General features: G+C 57.9%; 15 protein-coding genes and 1 tRNA gene. 9 read left to right on the top strand and 7 right to left on the bottom strand.

The window, feature by feature from the left end; translation table 11 throughout:
- Positions 1-168: 168 nt before the first annotated feature.
- Complete coding sequence (locus AB4N92_RS19270; RefSeq protein ID WP_236298292.1) at positions 169-3,330, top strand: hypothetical protein; 3,162 nt, start codon at positions 169-171, stop codon at positions 3,328-3,330.
- 525 nt (positions 3,331-3,855) lie between these two features.
- On the opposite strand, the gene AB4N92_RS19265 is transcribed toward AB4N92_RS19270, so the two are convergent.
- The 4 genes from AB4N92_RS19265 to ung all read right to left on the bottom strand — a co-directional run bounded on the left by AB4N92_RS19265 (position 3,856) and on the right by ung (position 11,427).
- Positions 3,856-6,147 carry an autotransporter outer membrane beta-barrel domain-containing protein gene (locus AB4N92_RS19265; RefSeq protein WP_031290462.1) on the bottom strand — a complete coding sequence of 764 codons (2,292 nt, stop codon included), beginning with the start codon at positions 6,145-6,147 and terminating at the stop codon, positions 3,856-3,858.
- A gap of 198 nt (positions 6,148-6,345) precedes the next feature.
- On the bottom strand, positions 6,346-8,307 hold the full coding sequence (locus tag AB4N92_RS19260; protein ID WP_010212238.1) for a hypothetical protein: 1,962 nt from the start codon (positions 8,305-8,307) through the stop codon (positions 6,346-6,348).
- A 193-nt stretch (positions 8,308-8,500) separates the two neighbouring features.
- Positions 8,501-10,522, bottom strand: a complete 2,022-nt coding sequence (locus tag AB4N92_RS19255; protein ID WP_021491040.1) for a hypothetical protein — start codon at positions 10,520-10,522, stop codon at positions 8,501-8,503.
- A 212-nt stretch (positions 10,523-10,734) separates the two neighbouring features.
- The gene (gene ung, locus AB4N92_RS19250) at positions 10,735-11,427 is read right to left on the bottom strand and encodes a uracil-DNA glycosylase (RefSeq protein WP_047541439.1); all 693 of its coding nucleotides are present in this window, start codon (positions 11,425-11,427) and stop codon (positions 10,735-10,737) included.
- Between the two features lie 136 nt (positions 11,428-11,563).
- On the opposite strand from ung, the gene AB4N92_RS19245 reads away from it, so the two are divergent.
- Positions 11,564-12,676 carry an enoyl-CoA hydratase/isomerase family protein gene (locus AB4N92_RS19245; RefSeq protein WP_236267673.1) on the top strand — a complete coding sequence of 371 codons (1,113 nt, stop codon included), beginning with the start codon at positions 11,564-11,566 and terminating at the stop codon, positions 12,674-12,676.
- Between the two features lie 52 nt (positions 12,677-12,728).
- Here the strand turns inward: AB4N92_RS19245 and AB4N92_RS19240 are convergent, their stop codons facing one another.
- Positions 12,729-13,094: a hypothetical protein gene (locus AB4N92_RS19240; RefSeq protein ID WP_010212242.1), complete on the bottom strand. Its 366-nt coding sequence runs from the start codon at positions 13,092-13,094 to the stop codon at positions 12,729-12,731.
- Positions 13,095-13,356: 262 nt separating this feature from the next.
- On the opposite strand from AB4N92_RS19240, the gene AB4N92_RS19235 reads away from it, so the two are divergent.
- The 7 genes from AB4N92_RS19235 (at position 13,357) to AB4N92_RS19205 (ending at position 18,482) form a co-directional block, all read left to right on the top strand.
- Complete coding sequence (locus tag AB4N92_RS19235; protein WP_010212243.1) at positions 13,357-14,979, top strand: methyl-accepting chemotaxis protein; 1,623 nt, start codon at positions 13,357-13,359, stop codon at positions 14,977-14,979.
- A gap of 84 nt (positions 14,980-15,063) precedes the next feature.
- Complete coding sequence (locus tag AB4N92_RS19230) at positions 15,064-15,276, top strand: cysteine-rich CWC family protein (RefSeq protein ID WP_010212244.1); 213 nt, start codon at positions 15,064-15,066, stop codon at positions 15,274-15,276.
- Positions 15,276-15,968: a pseudouridine synthase gene (locus AB4N92_RS19225; protein WP_010212245.1), complete on the top strand. Its 693-nt coding sequence runs from the start codon at positions 15,276-15,278 to the stop codon at positions 15,966-15,968. Before AB4N92_RS19230 ends, AB4N92_RS19225 begins: the two co-directional genes overlap by 1 nt.
- A gap of 304 nt (positions 15,969-16,272) precedes the next feature.
- Positions 16,273-17,157: an alpha/beta fold hydrolase gene (locus AB4N92_RS19220; RefSeq protein ID WP_021491042.1), complete on the top strand. Its 885-nt coding sequence runs from the start codon at positions 16,273-16,275 to the stop codon at positions 17,155-17,157.
- Positions 17,158-17,366: 209 nt separating this feature from the next.
- Positions 17,367-17,440, top strand: a tRNA-Gly gene (locus AB4N92_RS19215).
- Positions 17,441-17,628: 188 nt separating this feature from the next.
- Positions 17,629-18,153 carry a DUF3833 domain-containing protein gene (locus AB4N92_RS19210; RefSeq protein ID WP_042570705.1) on the top strand — a complete coding sequence of 175 codons (525 nt, stop codon included), beginning with the start codon at positions 17,629-17,631 and terminating at the stop codon, positions 18,151-18,153.
- Positions 18,154-18,176: 23 nt separating this feature from the next.
- The gene (locus AB4N92_RS19205; protein WP_010212252.1) at positions 18,177-18,482 is read left to right on the top strand and encodes a DUF6482 family protein; all 306 of its coding nucleotides are present in this window, start codon (positions 18,177-18,179) and stop codon (positions 18,480-18,482) included.
- A gap of 85 nt (positions 18,483-18,567) precedes the next feature.
- Here AB4N92_RS19205 and AB4N92_RS19200 read toward each other — a convergent pair whose 3' ends face one another.
- Together AB4N92_RS19200 and AB4N92_RS19195 are read right to left on the bottom strand one after the other, a co-directional pair.
- Positions 18,568-19,743: an MFS transporter gene (locus AB4N92_RS19200; protein ID WP_460127902.1), complete on the bottom strand. Its 1,176-nt coding sequence runs from the start codon at positions 19,741-19,743 to the stop codon at positions 18,568-18,570.
- Positions 19,740-20,903, bottom strand: a complete 1,164-nt coding sequence (locus AB4N92_RS19195) for an MFS transporter (protein ID WP_236267570.1) — start codon at positions 20,901-20,903, stop codon at positions 19,740-19,742. The genes AB4N92_RS19200 and AB4N92_RS19195 overlap by 4 nt, the downstream gene beginning before the upstream one ends.
- Positions 20,904-20,972: the final 69 nt, after the last annotated feature.

The following is a 20,972-nucleotide window of genomic DNA, read 5'->3' as shown; positions in this document are numbered from 1 at the left end:
CCTCGGTAACGTGAGCGGCTCGCGTGCGGGCCGCTGCCGTTTGTCGGCACTGTCAATTCTCACAGCTGGTTGCTCCCCAGCTTCCGCGTTACACCTCTTCGCAACTACTCCCACTCAGTAAATGGGCCGTAGACATTGAGTTCCTCAATAACTGCAGAGGCTTCCACCATGGGTAACGACGAAGAGCTTTCCAAAAATCCAGACCAGCGTTTGATCAAGCTCTCAGAGGGGCGCTCACTGCTTACGCCTTACTCAAGCACGCGCCCCCTCAAAAAGACGCCATCGGTACAGCGTACGTTCATCGACCGTCGTTACTTGGTGCCGCCCCCGTCCGACCTGTCGCTCAACTCGACGCAAGCCTTCAAAAAGGTTCACCTCGAAGATTTGGTACTGTACATCCCTGCAAGTACCCGGCCGGTGCAAGGCTACGATGCAGGTATCAACCTCGTCGCAATCACCACGCATGAGGAGGGACTACTGATCGGCTTGCTGCCATTTCTGGAGGCGGCAGCCCTGGATTTCGTGGAGCTGTTCTGGGGCTCTCTGACCGACCCCGTCGCCTCCACCACCATCCAACAGCATGAAGTGGATAACGCTGAGGTGATTCCCCTGTTCGTACCGTCAAGTTCGATCACCGACGGTAATACCTATCCAGTGTTCTTCAGGGTGACACGCCTCGGCCAGGCGGTAGGAGAAACAAGAAAATTCGCACTGAAGGTCGATAAGGTGAAACCCGGCGGGGACAATCCGGACGGGGACAGATTTGTAAACACGAACCTGCTCAAGCCGATCATTCCCCAAGAATTTCTCGACTTTGGCGTTACAGAAGACGACGCCCAAAACTGCATAGAGATTCGCGTCCCCTACTACCCTGCCGATACCTCACTGTCACCCCGCACCTACCGGGCGGTGCGGGATGTTGTTCGCCTGAAAATCGGCGATGCATTATTCGAACACTCAGTGTCGCAGGAGGAACAGGGTAACCATGACGACATTGTTTTCAAGCTGTGCGTTGAACATTGGCGCCAGATCGGCAGCGGCCATCACGTCGCTGAGTGGAACGTGATTGATGAATGCGGAAACTATTCCGACGGCTGGTCGGTCGCCGAATTCCTCCTGGTCTACCTGAACGATGGTTCAGAGCCATTGTTGCCCCATTGTTTCTTCAGTGAGGCTCCGGAAGACATCCTCGATCTCGACCACGTCGTTGGCGATTTCGTGAACATCGTCGTTCTAATCGCGAATAACGGCTACCAATTGGGCGACGTGATCAAGGTGACCCTCATCGGCAAGACGTTGCGTGGGCAAACGGTGAGGAAAACCTACAGCTCTGATCCACTGACATCCACCACGACGCGCCAGCTCAAAATTCCATGCCCGGTAAGCGACCTGATACCGTTGATCAAAGGTGAGGCTCGACTTAGCTATGAGCGAATTCGCTTTGGCGCGCAGAATAGAGGCTCACACCTCACGCCGGTCACTATTATCGGCACCGCCATTCCCGGCGGACTTCGCGCCCCGATTTTTCGCGAGGCTGTCGATGGAATACTGCCTGCCGATACCACCATCATCAACATCGACATCCTTAAATATGACGACCAGGACTACTTTGACCGCATCACGCTGAAGCTGTTGGGTCGCTACCCTAACGGCAAGTTTTACTACCACGAAGAATCCAAAAATGCAGGCGTAGGCAATGTGGTGTTCTCGATTATCAATGGCCCCGAGGGTGACATTGCCAAATTGGCAGGTGGCAGCCTGACTGCCTCTTATACCCGTCAGAATAGCGAGGGACCACTACCATCCCCGGACACAACAGTTAGTATCAGTGCCTCTACGGCTGTACTGCCAGAACCGCGAGTGCATGAGGCGCCACCGCCTGATTACGTGTTTGATTCGAACCAGTCCACCGGTGATGCCACCATTGAGGTCGACCCCCACAGCGATATCATCGAGGGGGATACGGTCATCCTGCATGCTGAAGGCTATGTGCCAGGTGGCAGCGCGCCGCCCCAACCCTTCTTTGTCTCAGACACTTGGAAAGACCGGCCACTGCCTTTCACGCTTAAGCGCCAGTACATCCTGCTCAATCAAAATATGAATATTTTCTACGAGCGCTCGCGTCCAGGCGTTGCACCACGCATCTCGAACACCGTGCACATGAGAGTCCTCGCTGCGCGCCATTTGCCCGCGCCTTTCGTTTATAACAGCACACCCGTGGACGACGAAAACGCGACTATCAACCCGGTCATTGCTGATAACACTGCGCAGGTGACGGTTCGCGTGCAATTTGCACCGATGTCTTCGAACGATCTCATCAAACTCGAACTGCAGGGCAACCCCGGTGCGACGCTACCGTCCATAGCACCTCAATACGGCAACCCAACTGCGGGTTTTGTCGATTTCAAATTCTCTAACAGCGTGATCGGCGACCACATTGGGAGCGTCCTGCGTCTTCAGTATCACGTCACAACCAATGGCATCACCGATGACTCAAGGGTACTGAACCTGCGCGTACTGGACTTCGATGAAGTACCCGGCGGCAATCCACTGCCGCAGCCAAGGCTCAATGGCCTGCCACCCGGCTCAAAAATAGACTTGAATGCGTTCAACACCGATTGCTGGGTGAGCCTGGCGCCCTGGACGTTAAGCCGCAAGGACCAACGGATCTGGCTCAAGCTCCATAGTGTTGGCGCAACCCCCTTGACACTGTTGAACGGCCATCTGATCGACCAGACCCAAGCCGACAACGGGATAGTGAATGAAAAGGCAATGCGCAGCTGGTTTACCGCACTGACGGATGAAAGCAAGGTGACGGTAAGTGCAGCCGTCACTTTCAATGGCGATACTAATGAACTGAACGCCAAACCCTTTCCGTCGAGCAACTACTTCATCCAAGCGCTTCGGTTCTATGATTTGACGGACTTTGAGTTATTAAGCTGGAATCAGTGGGTCAACATCGTCAGCAGTCTGGGCCTGATCAGAAACGTCAACAACAACAATTTCTGGTTTGTAAAACTCAACAATGGCAGCCCTATCACTCCCGGCGTCATTAAATCCTTTTTTATCAAAAGCGGTAAAACCTACGACTTGAGTTTCAAAATGAAGGTGGATTTGAACCCCTATCAACCCTTTGTTTACATGGAGTTCGGCACTCAGTCAGAACATTTCCTGCATAACAATCCCGGAGTATGGACCTCACACTCCCGGACCTTTGCATTGCCTGCCGGGGTTCCGTCTCAGTTCTTGCCTATACGCATCTATTTCAAGAGTGGTTTCTCAGGGGCCGAGTTTTCACTGGATGATATTTTGGTTGTGGAGCGGCCATAGACTCATTGTTCAAGACCGGTGCCGGGTGGTGACATTGCTACCCGACACCACCACTTTTGATGCAATAAAAAAGCCTCTCTACCGTCAGGAAGAGAGGCTCGCTGATTTGTTATTTTCTGGGTACACACTTTTTCAGAGTGTCATCAAAATCTTGTCCAGCCGGGCACTGCATCGGGTATTTTATCCATCGATTGATATTGACGTGGTATATACACCGATAATACCAACCGGGCGATACGCTTTTGAAATAGCCGGCGCTAGTGCAAGCTGGATCACCCCCCGGGTACTCACTCGAAATCGTCTCGGTAGGGCCGCTGGAACAAGCGGCGAGCAGTACAGCAACACCTGCCGCCAGTAATACCTTGGGGACGGTACGCATAACTTTTTTACTTGTAAGACGCTGCATGGGAATCTCCTGATAAGGAATGCCCATCCAGTTAGCCCCCAAAAAAACAAACCGCCTACTGTCAGATTTGACAGGTTGGCGGTTTGCCCGACGAACGGAGAGTCCTGCACCGGCAACGTTTAGAACGCGTAGCGCAGCCCCACATTCACCCCCAGGGGTTGCTTGATGTTCTTGCCCACGCTCCGCTCCAGGTCCGCATGCATGCTCAGGTTCTGCGACACCGACATCGCTACACCCGCTCCCAGCTTCAAGCGTGAGCCCGACAGGTCGTTGTTGAACGAGTTATCGTTGACGAACACTTTGTTGCTCTGGTCGAACTCATGGGCGACCGCAGCTTTCAAGTAGGGCTGCAGCACGCCGCCGCTGTCGAGTTGGATGTTATTGCCGGCAGTGACGCCCAACTCACCGATCACCGAACTCGAACGGTCCCCCTTGGCTTCCAGGCCGTTATCCAGTGTGTAACTCTGGGCCTGGGTGATCACCGCCGCCAATTGGCCGTAGGGCTCGACGAAATAGCCATCATCCAGCGTGATGTGACGACCGAATTCGGCCGAAGCGCCCATGGCATTTTGCGTGTAGTTGCCCTTGCTCTTCTTGCCGTCGCTCATGGCCACGTTGGACTCATTGTGGAGGCGGTTGAACTTGAGCACGCCGTCGAAGTAAAAGCCGCTTTCGCTGTCCAGCCACGTTGCATAGCCGCCCACATAGTAACTGTTGATGGTGGCCTTGCTGCCCAGGTTCAGGTCCAGGTCCGATTGGCTGTGGCCGGCCATTGCACCGATCAGCCACTGCCCATCGCCGGCCTCCAGCGGTGCATCCGCTCCCAGGGTGAAACCGCGCTGACTCTGGTTGTAACCCAGACCAGTCTTGTCGTTGGACACTTCATACTTGTTGCCATAGGCACGAGTCCACAAACCCGCGGTCTGGCCGCCGTTGAAACGCAGTTCGCCCATGCGCGTCCGCAGGTTGGTCATTTCCCCCAACAGCACACTCGGCGCCGCATTGAACAACGCCAACACTGAGTTGGTGCTCGGGCTGATGACCTTGCTATCCGGGTCCAGGTACCAATCGTGATTCTGGTTATCCGCCGTCAGGTCGTAAGAATAGGTACCGCGGTCGACCCGACCACCCACCAGGCTGAAATTCGCCACACCGTCGGCGGTGTGCACCATGTGCAGGCGCTCGTTCAACGGGTCGGCCCCCGTGGCCGCGAGCAGCAACTGATGGTGACCGGCAGACGTGCCCGTTACATTCAGGAAGTCGCCGGTCAGCGAGCCGAAATCCGCCTTCATGATGAACGTACCGCCGGTGCCGGACAGGTTGGCCACGTCCAGCTTATAGAAGGCTCCGGACTCGCCGAACTTGACGTTACCGCCATTCATCGACAATGCGTTGAGGGCCTGTTGGCCATCCACCATCACCCAGGTGGCGTCGCTGTTGACCGACAGTTTGTCGACATTGTCCAGGCGCCCGGTCAGTACCGAGCCATTGTTCAGACCCACGTTGGCGCTGCCGCCGCTGTTGACGATGTCGCCGTTCATGAAGGCGACATCCAGGTTCAGGTCCAGAGCGCTGTCTTTGCCCACCTGGATATTGCCGTCGAGCGCACTGTTATTCACGCGCATGTTGGCCGAGCCACCACCGCTCAGTTCCAGCATATTGCCGTTCTTGCCGCTCAAGGATGAACCATTGGTTACATCAATTTCGGCCATGATCGGGCTCAACACTGAGATTGCCGGGCCGCCAAGCCCCTCGACGCGTGAACCGTCCAGGGTCAAGTGAGGAGACTCAATGGCCGTCGAACTCTCACGTGCCATGACGACACCGGTTGTCGCCCCCGTGATTTCACTGTTCCTGGCAATGGCTGCGCCCCCCAACAGCCTCAGACCCTGCTGGCTGCTGCCGGTCACCTTGGAGTCATTCAACTCCAACAGACTATGGGAAGTAACGTTGGCGCCGTAAGTCGCACCGGTAATTTCACTCCTGCTGACTTGAGCGTGAGAGCCGATGGTGGTGCCTGGTTGGTGAGCAACGTTCAAGCCGCCACTGGTGTAGCTGGTCACACTCGCGTCGGTGATCGTGGCGTTCGATTCACTCAGTGCGACAGCTGCCTGGAATCTGTGAGTCGAGGTCACCGTAGCCGACTTAATGGTCAGTGTAGAGCCGTTGGTCGCCTGTATTTCTTGAACGATGGCATTGTCGTGGATGTTGAGGGCCGCATTATTCTGCGCGATATAGGCCAGCGCACCTGACCCGGGATAGACGTCAAGTTGGCCGGTGCCAACATTGCCGTCCACGGTGACAGCCGATAGCGCATGTTCACTCAAAAGATACAGTGGCCCGACAGCCATGAGTTTTATAGTTGTGAATAAACGCGAATAACGAAAATGATGGGGATTAATAGATTTCATGCTTTGTAGCCTCAGAAGTAAATACCAGTTCGAACCCGGAACCCGTATCGAATAGGTCTCCGTTTTCCACGGCGCTGAGACTAAAGAGCTGAATCCCCCGAACACGTAGGACTTTTCTTAATATCCCCTGCTTAACGGCTATAGGTTGTTGCAGTAAAAGGCCCCACCGCCTCACAAAGGCGAGTGGGGCCAAGGCAATCAGAGTGTCCCGCTACGGCGTGTTGCGCCTGGCACACAGGTAGGAGGTGTGCCAGAAGCAACCAGGTCCCAAAGCGCCCTGACCTCCATGGAATTCCCACGATCCCCTGTGGACGGCCGGAAGAGTGTCCAACGCACACCGACATAGCCCCGACCTGAGGTACCCGTATAGTCCCTGAACCAGGCGCTCAAATCCAAAGGCACGATCAAGCCCAGGTTTACATGGCTACTGTCGATATCGAAATCAGCACTTATCACCGGGGACCCGATAGGTGCGCCGAGAGGCGTTCCAGCGGGGACATAGGCGTATCGGTAGGCCTCGATCTTGACCTTATCCCCCACTTGGAGTATCGCCGGGTCCAGGACTTTGATTGGAACACCCAGCCATGGACTCCGTGAACAATTGATGAAGTAACCGGCATGTGGGTGAGATGGCAAGACTGCTGCGTTGTTGAAACTAGGATCGGCCAACCCCGCCAGATTGAAAATTTCAACCACCACATTTTGAGTCGGGGTGTGTTTGTAGTTGATCGCATCGCGGATCTTGCAATAAATCGGGAGGGCAGAGCTATTGCCAAACGATTCGATGAGCGTCCAGTCAACGGTAAAAGGCACCTGAAAACCCGCTGGCTCCGAGCCTGTGGCGGCATAGGTGGACGCGACATCTCCGTTGGGGCCATAGATCAGGTCGATGAAGTCGCCCGTTGTCAATCCCGCAGGCAACGCTAGAGTAGCCGTTGCATCAAAGCCACGATCCTTTTCAGAGATACGGTTGTCTGGACGCGGCAGAGGCCCGCCGCCCAACAGTACGGGCATGGCGAGCGTCGGATCCACAGGACCTGGGCCGGGGTTTTGGCTGTCACCTGGCTCACGCAGGTCGACATCCACTTGAACGACGACTGACGGGAAGGTGGGGCTGTCAGCGCGATCCACAAAAAGCTGAATATCAGCAGTGTAAAAACTACCACCCGTCGCAATGGCAGCATAACGGGCGGGAATATCAATCGGCCCACTGATCGAGCCGATGGATTGGTTGTAGATCTCTACCGTTCCCCACGTCACTCTCAGGAAATCCGTGGGCAAGTGGCCTGTAATGCTTTCCAGCCGTACTGTTGCACCATTGCGGGCTTCTTCTTTGTCGACCAGCGGCGCCTCCAAAACTCTGATAGCGCCGAACACCGGCGGATTGTTGAGCCTTACGCGCACATAGGCCGGATCAGAGAGGTTCGTCTGGTTTCCTGAACGATCAATTAGCCGGTAGGTATTCTCGATTGTACCGGCTCTTTCCAGGATCACTGCAGTGGGGATGATCGCCGTAATGGCGCCAGTCAAGGGGACGTCACCTTCAATGTGCGTCGTGGAGGTGCCCACATGAATACTGTACTTGTCCCCGCCCCGCCGCTCTGCAGGCTCGGGAATGGTGCATTCCAGACCCAGCTTACCCTCTAGGTATGTGGGGGTGAGTTCCGCGCCATAGTTTTCAAATTCAAGCGGGGCAGGCTGTTTATTACCATTAGGATCCCGTGCATCCACATACACTCGCCTGACGTTGTAGTTGATGACGTTTTCGCTTGCGTTAACCACAACGACTCTGATGTCCTTGAGCCCATTTTCTTTAAGCGCATCTCGAGGCCCCAAGTTGATAACCACAGGATCAGGTAGATTGACGCTGGTTTCAAAGCTCGTGATGAATTCAGGCCGGTCATTAACCAATACGGTGAGCGGCTCGAACGCATTGAAAAGCCCGCGCTCCCAAGGCCGTATTTGCAGCACCAAACCCGTCTGTTGCAGCGCCCGCGGCACTACATCACGGTGCGTATCACCCACGATAGCCTGTAACAGACCCTCGATAATTGGCGGCGGCGAAAAAGAAGGGTTCTCGATGGGGTCCTCCCAGTCCTCCAAAGGCCCTAGCTCTTGAACGCTGCTTTTGTTGATGGGTTTCTGTGTATTACTGGACATAACTCTAACTCCTGATAAGGATAGGTATCTGTCCGGGTATACAAGGCATGCTTGACCACACACCCGGCTGTCATTACTCAAGGAAACAACTGACGTTCAACTGGTATGGCTTCACAAACCTGATGATGTCTCGTTCATTGAATAGACTTTGAGAAGGTTGCATAACTGTCAAATCTGACAGTTATGCAACGTTTTAATCATCCGAAAGACAAGGCGGCTGGCCAGCCAGGCGAGTCAACTTGATGTACACCAACTTGCGACCGGAATAGCCCATGCCTGCGCCAAAGGGCCTGATGACCTGGTAGCGTGCGACAGCCGAGCCATGGCGAGGCTCAGTCTGGCCCGGCGCAGGCTCTACCAGACCGGGTGCCTTGATGTACGGAACGAACGGCACCTGAAAGGTATATCCGTCACGGTGTTCATTCCCGGTCAGCGTATGCTTAAAGGTCTGGATGGTTTCAGGGATGACCGCACCGGAAAAGCCGGCGGGATGCGCATAACTGGCCCAGTGTAATTTCAGCTCATCGCCTGGGGCCAACCGGCTCTCATCCCCAGGAATCTTGACGCCCACGCCGTTAACCCACGGCCGCAAAGAGCAACTGATAAACCCGGAATCCGGGCCTGTGTCGTAGGTCACCCCGACATACTCGAGGTCTTTCAACCCCACAATCGGGATGATGTTGATTAATACCGGCGTATCCCGTGCTCGCTGCCTGTTAACGCCGTTGAAGGTCCAATAAAAGAACGGAACCAGCCCGCCCGCCAGAATCTCGATGAAGGCCCAGTCGACAAACCATTCGACTTCCTTCCCGGCCGTGTCCCCCAGTTTCACTTCATACGTCGCAATCGGTCCTGGATGGGTGCCCGCCATCAACTCCAGCAATTCACCTGGTTTCGGATTGTTGTATAGAGGGGCCACCACACGTACGCGCAGCCCTTCATCATTCACGCTCAACTGGTTGTCACCATCTTTACCTTTGACGGTCACCACCGGCAGCAAGTGGTTGGTCGGTTTCGGATTGTCAGGGCTCACATCCCCTGCCACGGTCAGGTTAACCGGAACAAACCGGGTGGCCGAAGGCCTCGCGGGCGCAGTCCCCCGCTGCCAGTTGTATTCTGCTCGGATCACCCCTGGTGTGTACTCATAACCGCCACTGGCCAACACTGAATACGGAATGCGGACGGTGATAGGCCACGCCTGAATCTCGGTAATCTGGATAGAAGCCAGGGGTATACGGTCCCAGAAAGGATGCAAAAAATCCCCCGGCGCGGCGCCGTATACTTCGAGGATTTGCATGTACACGCCATCCGGTTTTTGGCGGGCGTCATCGAGGTTTATCAGGCCGTCCGCCAATTGAGGTATCTGAACAGGACGCAGCTCGACGGGCGTCGGCGTCAAACTGATCAATAGAGGGGAAGTAAGGGAAGGGCCAGACTCGCGGCCCGAGCGGTCGCGCAGATAATAGAGGCCGTTGTACTCGGCATTTTTCAACCCGCGCAGATAGTCGCCGGGAAAATGTAATTCAACAGGTCGAGTCCCGTTTTTGTGCTCTTGTGTGATCTCTGTCGTGGCAACAATGTCCAGACGGCGGCTACGTTTGCGCGCAGGTTTGTGGAAGGGCAATAGGGTCAGATAACCCTCGACAACGTCACCTAAACGGGCGTCCAACCACAGAGGAGCGATAGTGCCGACCACCTGATTTCCATTGGCTGGATCATCCAGGTATGCGTCGGTGACGCCTTCGGCATCGATCTGCGCAGAAAACCGCAACCGCGGTCCGCGCTGCCCCTGATTCGGGCCGACCCTGTCGCTGTCCAACAGGGTTATGAATGAGGCAACGCCAGGGTTGCCGCTGCTTTCTCTCAAGACCACTTCGTATTTCAGACGATGCAGCCCGCCGACATCCATAAGATACGAAGGCACCACGGCATCGACATCAGGCAGGTCGGATTCGTCATAGGGCGCCTCCAGCTTTTTGGTCTCAAACAGAGCGTCATCCCAATACCACTTGAATACCGTTATATCGCCCGGATCGAGACTATCACTGCCGGGCGGAAGTTCAGGCACCTCAACGCGCAGTCCCGTGCTTTGAAACGACACAGGTATTTTCCGGCCGTCATCGTCAGGCATCAAATCCAGTGAGTCAGGCGCCAACGGTGCGTGCAACTCCAGAATGCCGGCGTTTGTCACTCCAATGGGTTCAGGTTTTGGCATGTCTACTCTCCTCGGCAAGCCTCAGTGAGGGTTATTGGCCATCGGTTACAGAGACCAGAGAGAGGAGTTAATGCGATTGAAGCCGAAACGGATACTGTCAGAACTAACAGGTACGGCCGGGCCGAAAGTGCTTGGTTTGCGTGAAACGCACGACCAAAGCACCGTCAAACAATGACTTGCGGGAGCGGGGGAAACTTGCCCCCGCACAACCATCAGACAGGCGGCAACCGCCACTCGATCGGCGTCTCGCCATTCTGCTCAAGAAACTTGTTGGTGCGACTGAAATGCCCGCAACCCAAAAACCCGCGATACGCCGACAGTGGCGACGGGTGCACCGAGGTCAGCACCAGGTGCTTGGTGGCATCGATCAGCTTCTGCTTGCCTTGGGCATGAGCGCCCCAGAGCAAAAACACCAGATGCGGCTGATGTTCGCTGACCACCTCGATAATCCGATCGGTAAAGAACTGCCAGCCCTTGCCCGCATGGGCGTTGGCGTTGGCGCGCTCGACGGTCATGGTGGTGTTGAGCATCAGCACGCCCTGGTCGGCCCAGCTTTGCAGGTAGCCGTGATTGGGGATGTCGATGTTCAGGTCGCGCTTGAGCTCTTTATAGATATTGACCAGTGACGGCGGCGCCGGCACACCCGGTTGCACCGAGAAGCACAGGCCGTGGGCCTGGCCGGGGCCGTGGTACGGGTCCTGGCCGAGGATCACGACTTTGACCTTATGCAACGGCGTGGAATTGAGCGCGTTGAAAATCAGCGGGCCGGGCGGGTAGATCTCTTTGCCGGCGGCATGTTCCTGGCGCAGGAACTCGCGCAGCTGGGCCATGTACGGCTGCTCGAACTGATCCCGCAGGGCGTGTTTCCAGCTGGGTTCGAGTTTGATACGGTCGTCTTCGGTCATGGTTGAATGGTCTTGTCAAAAAGAATGAGGCGAACCCTAGGAAAGCCGACCCCGCTTGTCAATTGATCTGACACACCACCGACACTTTCCTACGAAGCGATCATACTCATCCTTCAACGTATCGATTGAGGTCACGATGAACCTGCACTTCGAAGAACTGACCGGCAGCGACGGTGCCCGCATCGGTATCGCCAGCCTCGATGCTGAAACGTCCCTCAATGCGCTCTCCTTGCCGATGATCCTCGCCCTGGGCGAACGCCTGGACACTTGGGCCAAGGATCCGAACATTGTCTGCGTGCTGCTGCGCGGCAACGGCCCCAAGGCATTTTGCGCCGGTGGTGAAGTGCGCAGCCTGGTTCAGGCTTGGAGGGAACAGCCAGGCGCTGTCCCGCCCCTGGCTGCGCAGTTCTTTGCGGCGGAATACCGCCTTGATTATCGCCTGCACACCTACCCGAAACCGCTGATTTGCTGGGGCCACGGCTACGTACTGGGGGGTGGGATGGGCCTGCTGCAAAGTGCGGCGGTGCGCATCGTCACGCCGAGCAGTCGGTTGGCCATGCCAGAGATCAGCATCGGGCTGTACCCGGACGTCGGCGCCAGTTGGTTCCTGTCGCGGCTGCCAGGCAAGCTCGGGTTGTTCCTGGGCCTCACGGGCGCCCATATCAACGGCCGCGACGCTTTGGACCTGGGACTGGCCGACCGCTTCTTGCGCGACGACCAGCAAGACGAACTGCTCGACGGCCTGCTACAACTGAACTGGCAGGAGCAAACCTCAATGCAGCTCAACAGCCTCCTCAAGGCGTTGGCCCAGGAAGCTGTCGAGCAACAACCGCAGGCACAATGGCTGCCACGCCGGGCACAGATCGACGAATGGCTGGACGTAGGCGATGTGCGCTGTGCCTGGCGGGCCTTGAGCCAACTGCGCGAACACGCTGACCCGCTGTTCAGCCGGGCCGGCAAGACGCTCAGCGAAGGCTGCCCGTTGACCGCGCACCTGGTGTGGGAACAGATCCAGCGCGGCCGGCATTTGTCCCTGGCCCAAGTGTTCCAGATGGAATACACCATAAGCCTCAATTGCTGCCGTCACCCGGAATTCAGCGAAGGCGTGCGTGCGCGGTTGATCGACAAGGACCAGACGCCCCATTGGCACTGGCCGGATATCAACGCGATTCCGGATGCGGTGGTGCAGGCGCATTTCAATAAGGCCTGGGAAGGTCGCCACCCCCTGGCCGACCTGTCCGATTACTAGCAGTTGCCCATAAAAAAGCGGCGCTTCGTGCGCCGCTTGCAATGCAGACGTGTCAACGGTGACCGCCGCGACCACCTCCATGGTCGGAACCGCGGCCGTGCCCGCCATTCCCCCAACGGTTACCGCCGCCCCAGCCTTGGTTCGGGTAAGGCCGGTAACCGGCGCGCGGTCCGTAATAACGCGGGGCCGGCTGGTAATAACGCGGCGCTGAGTAGTAGCGCGGTTGTGGCGCGTAATAGCGCGGTGCAGGGTAGTAGTCACGCCGATACGGGTACGCCGTACCACCACCGTAGTAATACACCGGCGCCGGTGATGTGTAGACCTCGGACCGATAGTAGCTCTGGCCTCCATCGTAATAAGGCACACAAGCGGAAAGGGTCAGACCGAGTAAAGCGCTGAGCAGCAGTCGTCGATACATGGCGGCCTCCTGGACCGCGGAAGAGCGCCTCCAGCGACGCGGGAGGGCGGCATTCAGCTTTCACTGAATGACGAGACATCTGACATCAAAAACGGAATCTGGTGCGTTTTCGCAACAGCTTGATACATCTGCGCCAGCTTTATCGGTTCAGTAAATTTGTCTGGCTCGCAACTTTCTCAATTGCGATGATGTCACTATGACATCGCACAAAGCCAGGGAGGCTCTAGCGTGCGCCCTTCGCTACCCTGTTCGGACCTGACCCATGAAGATTTCAACCAAACTGCTGCTCTCGTTTCTACTGTGTGCGCTGGTCACCCTAGCGGTAGGCCTGCTGGGAATCAAAGGGGTGGTTCGCCTCTCCACGGCATTGGAACTGACGTTTTCCAACAACCTGGTTTCGGTGAGCAACACGGCCGCCACCCTCAACGGCCTGGTGGCCCACAACCGCGGCCTGTACCGCTTGATGGATGCCAGCAAGGGTGACGTCTCCCCGCAGGATCGCGACCGCGTGCGCCAGGATATAGCCCAGGAACTCAAGCGCAGTCAGGCGTCCTACGCCACCTACCGCGCAACCCCGCTGGAAGATGACGAACGGGCGGCGGGCGACAAACTCGACCAGATCTGGCCCACCTACATCAGCAGTTCCGAACGCATCATGGCACTGCTCGATGGCGGCCAAGTCGACCAGGCCCGTGCCCAGCTCAACACCAGCAACAATGAACTGTTCCGCCAGGCGCGTGAGCTGATCCGCGTGATGATCGAGTCCAATAACCGCCAGATCAAGGAAGGCGCGGTCGCCGCCGATGAGCTGCGCAACAGCGCGTTGACGTGGATGATCAGCGGCATTGTGCTGGCCTTCCTCATTGCGATCATCATCGGTGTGTTGATCACCCGCCTGATCACCCGTCCCATCGCTCAAGCCGTGCAGAGCGCACAACGCATTGCCCAGGGCGACCTGACCCAGGCCATCATCACCGAGCGCACCGACGAAGCCGGGCAACTGCTGATGGCGCTGTCGGACATGCAAGGCGGCCTGAAAAGCACCCTCGTGGAAATCGCCAACGCGTCCGACCAACTTGCATCGGCGGCTGAGGAACTGAGTGCGGTCACTGATGAAAGCAGCCGCGGCCTGACCCGCCAGAACGATGAAATCCAACAAGCAGCCACCGCCGTCAACCAGATGACCGCCGCCGTGGACGAAGTGGCCAGCAACGCCGTCTCCACCTCCGAAGCCTCGCGCCAGGCCACCACCGAGGCCGAAGATGGCCGCCAGCAAGTGGAGCAGGCAGTGTCCGGCATGAGTTCGATGGTGGTCGAGATCAACGACTCCACACAATCGGTTGCAGACCTCGCCGGCCAAGTGCGAGAAATCGGCAAGGTCATCGATGTGATCCGCGGCATCGCCGACCAGACCAACCTGCTGGCCCTCAACGCGGCCATTGAAGCCGCCCGCGCGGGTGAGCAAGGACGTGGTTTCGCGGTGGTCGCCGATGAAGTGCGGGCGCTGGCCCACCGCACCCAGATATCCACGGTCGATATCGAAAAGATGATTGGTGATGTGCAGACCGGCGCCGACGATGCAGTCGCGGCAATGAACAAGAGCCTGACGTGGGCCAACAACACCCAGACCCTCGCGCAGAACGCCGGCGAAGCGCTGCAACGAATCACCGCCAGTGTGGCGAAGATCAATGAGCGTAACCTGGTGATCGCCTCGGCCTCGGAGGAGCAGGCCCAGGTGGCCCGCGAAGTGGACCGCAACTTGCTGAACATCCAGGACTTGTCCACTCAGACCGCGGCCGGTGCCCATCAGACCAACGCGTCCAGCCAGGACCTGTCGCGCCTGGCCACTTCGTTCAACGTACTGGTCAGCAAGTTCCAGCTCTAAGTAGCCTGGGCAGGGGCGGCCCTGTATCGTACAAGGCATACCGGGATTCTCCGGAACCTTGCCCGATCCAACCTGAACCTGCCCATGACCACGCCAACCCTTTGCCCCGCCTGCGGCGCCCGCAACGACTGCTCCCTGGCTGACCCACGTACGGTCGACCAGGCGTGCTGGTGCTACAGCGTCACCATCGACCCGGCAGTCCTCCAGGCCTTGCCCGACGAATTGCGCAACAAGGCTTGCCTGTGCCCGCGTTGCGCCCAGGTCGATGAACAACTGCGTGGCGTTGAGCCGACGTAATGCGGGTCGATCGTTTCCTCAGTAACCTGCCGCGTTTCAATCGCAAGCAAGTGCGCCTGTTGCTGGTTGAGCAGCGGGTGTCGGTCGATGGCGTGGCGGTCAGCGATCCCCATCATGAGGTGCGCGCATTCAGCCGCGTATGCGTTGACGATGAGGTGCTGCAGGCGGGCAAACCGGCACGCTATTTCATGCTGCACAAGCCCCAGGGTTGCGTGAGCGCCACGGCGGATCCGCAACACCCGACGGTGCTGGATTTACTCGATGAGCCGGACAAAGATGAATTGCACATTGCCGGTCGCCTGGACTTCAACACCACCGGTCTGATGCTGATCACCAACGACGGCCAATGGTCGCGTCGCCTGACGCAGCCGCAGACCAAACTGCCCAAGGTCTACCTTGTGGAGACCGAGCAGGACATCGGGTCGGACTACGCCGCAACGTTTGCCCGCGGCCTGTATTTCGCCTTCGAAGATTTGACTACCCAACCCGCCGAACTGGTGTTGCTGGGACCGAGAACTGCGCGGCTGAGCATCATCGAAGGGCGCTATCACCAGGTGAAGCGCATGTTCGGGCACTTTGATAACAAGGTCGTCGGCCTGCATCGCGAGCGCATGGGGCCCTTGGTGCTGGATGCCGCCCTTGCACCGGGTGAGTATCGAGCACTTACCGACGACGAAATCCGAATGGTCTGATGACCGTTCAGCCGGTGATGGCAAAAAACCGCTTCACCGCCTTGCGAGGTGCCCGCTCTGCTGCTTGAATCAGGATCACCAGTTCAAATATGACTGGCGAGTCGCCTATAACCTCCAAGAAACACCTTGCCCCGCCCGCGCTTGATCCACGGGCCTTCCCGGCAAACAGCCCGCCCTAACAACACCCGTCGGCCAGCCGTCATTGGATCGACATGGGCCTCCTTTTCCAGGCGTATGCCTACCTGTCACAAAGCTCGTGCAGAGTGATCTGCGCGCCCTACCCGCTTGCCAGGAGTCTTACGACATGAGGCCAGAAATCGCTGTGTTGGATATACAGGGTCAGTATCGGGTTTACACGGAGTTCTATCGCGCGGACGCTGCTGAAAAGACCATCATCCTGGTCAACGGCTCCATGGCCACCACGGCATCCTTCGCCCAAACCGTGAAAAGCCTGTACCCGCAATTCAATGTGGTTTTGTACGACCAGCCCTATGCTGGCCGCTCCAAAATCCACAACCGTCATGAGCAGATGCTGACCAAGGAAATCGAAGGCCAGATCTTGCTTGAGCTCATCGACCACTTCGCCGCCGAACACGTACTGTCCTTTTCCTGGGGCGGTGCCGCTGCCCTGGTCGCCCTTGCCCACCGCCCTCGTCGCGTGGAAAAGGCGGTGATCAGCTCATTCTCGCCGGTGATCAACGCACCGATGCGCGACTACCTGGAACGCGGCGTCGACTACCTCGGCAACCTCGACCGCGACCGCGTCGGCCATTTGGTCAACAGCACCATCGGCAAACACCTGCCGTCATTGTTCAAGCGTTTCAACTACCGGCACGTGAGCAGTCTGGCCGAACATGAATATGGGCAGATGCACTTTCACATCAGCCATGTGCTGAACAGTGATCGCCTGTGCTACCTCAAGGCGGCCAGGCAGATCGACATTCCGGTGTTGTTTCTGAATGGTGAATGGGACGAATACACCAGCGCCCAGGACGCCAAGCTGTTTGGCCAGCACGTGGCGAACAGCAGCTTCAGCACCATTCAGGCGACGGGGCATTTCCTGGATATGGAGCACAAGGCGGCGTGCCGAGATAGTCGGGACGCAGTCGTGGGCTTCTTGAAACCGGAGCGGCAGGTCAGCCGGTTGCGCTATCAACAGGGCCAGACACAGCATGCCTTCGCACTCTGAAATACGCTCCCTTGCAGGAGCAAACTTGCTCGCGAAGAACGTCAAGGATAACGCTCGCTTCCTGGAGGAACGCGGCGCGCTTGAGTCTTTCGCGAGCAAGCTCGCTCCTACACTGGGTCAGTCCGCCTGTGTGACACCTGTAACCCACACATTTTTGAAGAAAAACTTCAAATCCCGGCGAACATCTGGTACAAAGTCAGCCGCTCTGAGCGGGTATAGTTTAATGGTAGAACAGTAGCTTCCCAAGCTTCCGACGAGGGTTCGATTCCCTCTACCCGCTCCACTCAAATTCGCGTTCCACGTCAGGTTGTTTTTGACGGGGGATGCCTAAAGAAACCGGTCCTTTGAGACCGGTTTTTTTGTGGCTGCGATTTACGGTAGCAGTCATGCCTGTCGGACATACCTGTACAAATTAATATTTTTGTACAACTATCACTGCAACGCGCCGAGGCACGATCAAGGAGCCAAGCAATGACACGTCTATTGGTTTCATTGTTGCTGATGTTGAGCTTGAGCAGTTGCGCCAACGTAGGCGTCGAGCACTACGCTGACCAGCAACCGCAATTGGACCTGGAGCGGTTCTTCAGCAAACCCGTCAAGGCCTGGGGGATTTTCCAGAAGCGCTCGGGCGAGGTGGCCAAGCGTTTTGAAGTAGATATAGCCAGCCGGCGCGAAGGTAACGCCTTGATTCTCGACGAACGCTTCCTGTACAGCGACGGCACGCGTCAGCGGCGGGTGTGGACGCTGACACCCGACGGTCCGGGGCGTTGGCGCGGTCGGGCGGGTGATGTGGTCGGCGAGGCCATCGGCGAGGTCGCGGGGAACGCGCTGCGTTGGCGCTACCGACTCAACCTGCCGGTAGACGGTTCTGTCTACGAGGTGAGCTTTGATGACTGGATGTACCTGATGGACGAAGACACCCTGATCAATCGCTCCAGCATGACCAAGTTCGGCGTCGAATGGGGCCAGGTCACGTTGTTCTTTCGTCGCCAGTGAATGACCTGCAACGGAGGTGAATCATGCATCTGCAGAAACTGACTGAATGGGCGGTAAACGGAGAAGTTCGCGAGCTGCAGTTGCAGTCGCTGGAGGGTGGCTTCTATATCGCGCGTGTCAGGCTGGATGATGTCGAAATGACGTTGCTGGGCGATGATAACCAGCCGCTGCGCATCCGCTCCACCACGCACTTGCGCGACTTGTTGCAACGGGTTCCGCCGTTTCCCTGTGTGCTGGTGCAACAGTGCGTGCACGATGAAATGTGCGGAGTTCGGGAAGGCCCCATTGGCGCATTGCGGATTCCGTTTACGCTGGATGCGTCCTTTTAAGGCGGTGCAGGTATTGAGGTCGTTCCTATCCTCCAGGTTCGAATGGATCGATTTCGCACTGTGTAATCGCGAGCGTCAATCCGGCTCAGCCATCCCCCGCTGCCCCCCCCCACGCCAACGGCAACGTCACCAACAACACCCCCGCCAGCACCATCACCGCCACCGGCACGCCCAACGCATCGCCCACGCCACCAAACACCACGGGCGCCAACGCTCCGCCACCAATCGTGCCGGTGTAGAACACGGCAAATGCCTGCTCGCGCTTCTCGGCTCCCGCCAGGTCCGGCACAGCCCCGTAAAGCACTGAAGACGTGCCATTGAGCACCAGCCCCAACAGCGGCAACATCACCATCAGCCCAGTCAGCGGCAAATACACCGCAGCGACGATCAGCAAGGCCGTGCTGCTCTCCGTCAGCCATACGGTCCTCATCATGCCGATGCGCGCCCCCAGGTAGCCGCAGAATAATTTGCCGAACGCGCCGCCGATAAACAGCAGGGTCAAGGCCAGGCCAATACCAGCAGTGCCGGCGCCCTTGGCGGCCAGCAGAAACGGCAGGAAGGTGAGAAAACCCATGCGCACGGCGCTGTCGAGGGTGCCGGTGAGGATCAGCGCGCGCAGGCCCCTGGTGGAGCCGGTTCCGATGGGCGACTTGGTTTTTTGGGGCGCGACCGAGGTGCGCGACTGGCTGGGAATCAACCACCACAACAGGCCCGCCGCAGCCAACCCCAGCAATCCCAGGAACGTGGCACTGGCGCGCCAACTGATGACCGTGAGCAACAGACCGACCAGCCCGGGAACCAGGGTTTTGCCGATATCGCCGGAAAAGTTGTACTGGGACAGTGCCTGCTTGATTCCACCGCCGTCCTCGTAGGCATCGCTGATCATCGAAGAAGCCAACGGGTGTTGAGTGCTGGCGCCCAAGCCACCTAACATCAGTGCCATTAACAACATCGTCAGCCCGGTCGCTTGGCCTGCCAACACGTACGCCGCACCGGCGAGCGCGGTGCCGCCCACCAGCATCGGCACACGTCCCCAGCGTTTCGCAGCACGGCTGGCCATGAGCTGGAACACCGCCATCATCCCGGAATAGGCACCGCGTAAAAGCCCGATCTGAGCGTAGGACAGCGCAAACTGCGCCTGCCAGATCGGCAGTAGCACGTAGATGACATCGGTAAGACCATCATGCACGGCATGGGCGCTGCACCCGGCGATCAGCGTGCGGCGGCGTGTGGAAACAGGCATGGCGACGGCGTGATTCATGGTGTCGGGATCAGTTCAGGTTTAACGGGCTTCCAGCCGGTCAGGGCGATCAGCAAGGTCAGTATCTGGAAGGTGATAATCAGCGTCACGCACCCGGCCCAGCCCCAACGCTCCCAGATCAACGCCGGGACAATCGCACCACAACTGCCGCCCAGGTAGTAACACGTGAGGTACATGCCCACGGCGCCGGCTTTGTTGTCGCCGGCGGTAGCGGCGGTGAAGGCGTTGGCCGCCGCCTGGGCGAGAAACACCCCGGTAGAACTGAGGGCCAGGCCCACCACGATGCACCACAACGAGGGCACCAGCGTCAGCGCTGAACCGCTGATGCCCAGCCCGGCAGCGACGCTGAGCAGTTCAGCGTGAGGCCGGGACTTGCTGAGGCGGCCGGCGATGGGGATCACGATCAGTGCCAGCAGAAACACCGTATACAGCGTCCCCAACGCTGCAGGCCCCAGGCCGAAGGGCGGTAATCCGAGGTACAAACCTGCGTAGGTAAACGCCGCCACTTGGGAAAACAACACGCAAAAACCTACTGCGTAGGCCGCCAACATCGGCTTACGAAAAACCGTCGAGAAAGCGGCTTCCCCCCTCAACGATCGCCCACGGCTGGCAGGCAACAGGAACTGGATAAACCCGCCCACCATCAGACTCAGCACCGCCAGCAATTCAAACGCTTCGCGCCAGCCTGCGTATTCGGTCATCACCCCCGTGACAAAGCGTCCGGCAAACCCACCCAACACGGTGCCCGCCACGTACAGGCTGGTGACTTCGGTGACCGTGCCACCTCTCCAGCGGTCGCCGATATACGCCACGCTGGTGGCAAACACCACCGGGATCAGCATCCCTTCGACAAACCGCCACACCAGCACCTCGGCAAAGCTGTCGGCATAGGCTGTCATCAGCGCCGGCACCGCCAGCAGCAAGGCCGCCACGCTGATCACCGTGCGCTGCTCGAAGCGTCCGGTCAGCCGGCTGACAAACGGCGCGGTGATCGCCACGGCCAGCGTCGTCACGGTGATGCTCCACCCCGCCATCTTGGCGCTGATGTGAAACTGCGTGGCAAAGGTCTGCAGAATGCTCTGGGTGGCATACAGGTTGAGAAACGCCGCGCAGCCACACAGGAACAGGGCTAGGCGGGCACAATGCAGGCGCGGTTTCATGAAACCTCTCGTTTTATTTTGTGAGGTCTTTATAGAATGGCCGGCAGGTCTGAAACCAATACCGATTTC

It is taken from the genome of Pseudomonas sp. S3_A09 (assembly GCF_054668065.1).
Note: the sequence above shows the minus strand (reverse complement) of the source record. Positions and strands in the feature narration are given on the sequence as shown.

What these genes read in the sequence shown, in the direction of transcription:
- AB4N92_RS19270 (WP_236298292.1), top strand. Translation starts at nt 169, where the DNA reads ATGGGTAACGACGAAGAGCTTTCCAAAAATCCAGACCAGCGTTTGATC.
- AB4N92_RS19265 (WP_031290462.1), bottom strand. Translation starts at nt 6,147, where the DNA reads ATGAAATCTATTAATCCCCATCATTTTCGTTATTCGCGTTTATTCACA.
- AB4N92_RS19260 (WP_010212238.1), bottom strand. Translation starts at nt 8,307, where the DNA reads ATGTCCAGTAATACACAGAAACCCATCAACAAAAGCAGCGTTCAAGAG.
- AB4N92_RS19255 (WP_021491040.1), bottom strand. Translation starts at nt 10,522, where the DNA reads ATGCCAAAACCTGAACCCATTGGAGTGACAAACGCCGGCATTCTGGAG.
- ung (WP_047541439.1), bottom strand. Translation starts at nt 11,427, where the DNA reads ATGACCGAAGACGACCGTATCAAACTCGAACCCAGCTGGAAACACGCC.
- AB4N92_RS19245 (WP_236267673.1), top strand. Translation starts at nt 11,564, where the DNA reads ATGAACCTGCACTTCGAAGAACTGACCGGCAGCGACGGTGCCCGCATC.
- AB4N92_RS19240 (WP_010212242.1), bottom strand. Translation starts at nt 13,094, where the DNA reads ATGTATCGACGACTGCTGCTCAGCGCTTTACTCGGTCTGACCCTTTCC.
- AB4N92_RS19235 (WP_010212243.1), top strand. Translation starts at nt 13,357, where the DNA reads ATGAAGATTTCAACCAAACTGCTGCTCTCGTTTCTACTGTGTGCGCTG.
- AB4N92_RS19230 (WP_010212244.1), top strand. Translation starts at nt 15,064, where the DNA reads ATGACCACGCCAACCCTTTGCCCCGCCTGCGGCGCCCGCAACGACTGC.
- AB4N92_RS19225 (WP_010212245.1), top strand. Translation starts at nt 15,276, where the DNA reads ATGCGGGTCGATCGTTTCCTCAGTAACCTGCCGCGTTTCAATCGCAAG.
- AB4N92_RS19220 (WP_021491042.1), top strand. Translation starts at nt 16,273, where the DNA reads ATGAGGCCAGAAATCGCTGTGTTGGATATACAGGGTCAGTATCGGGTT.
- AB4N92_RS19210 (WP_042570705.1), top strand. Translation starts at nt 17,629, where the DNA reads ATGACACGTCTATTGGTTTCATTGTTGCTGATGTTGAGCTTGAGCAGT.
- AB4N92_RS19205 (WP_010212252.1), top strand. Translation starts at nt 18,177, where the DNA reads ATGCATCTGCAGAAACTGACTGAATGGGCGGTAAACGGAGAAGTTCGC.
- AB4N92_RS19200 (WP_460127902.1), bottom strand. Translation starts at nt 19,743, where the DNA reads ATGAATCACGCCGTCGCCATGCCTGTTTCCACACGCCGCCGCACGCTG.
- AB4N92_RS19195 (WP_236267570.1), bottom strand. Translation starts at nt 20,903, where the DNA reads ATGAAACCGCGCCTGCATTGTGCCCGCCTAGCCCTGTTCCTGTGTGGC.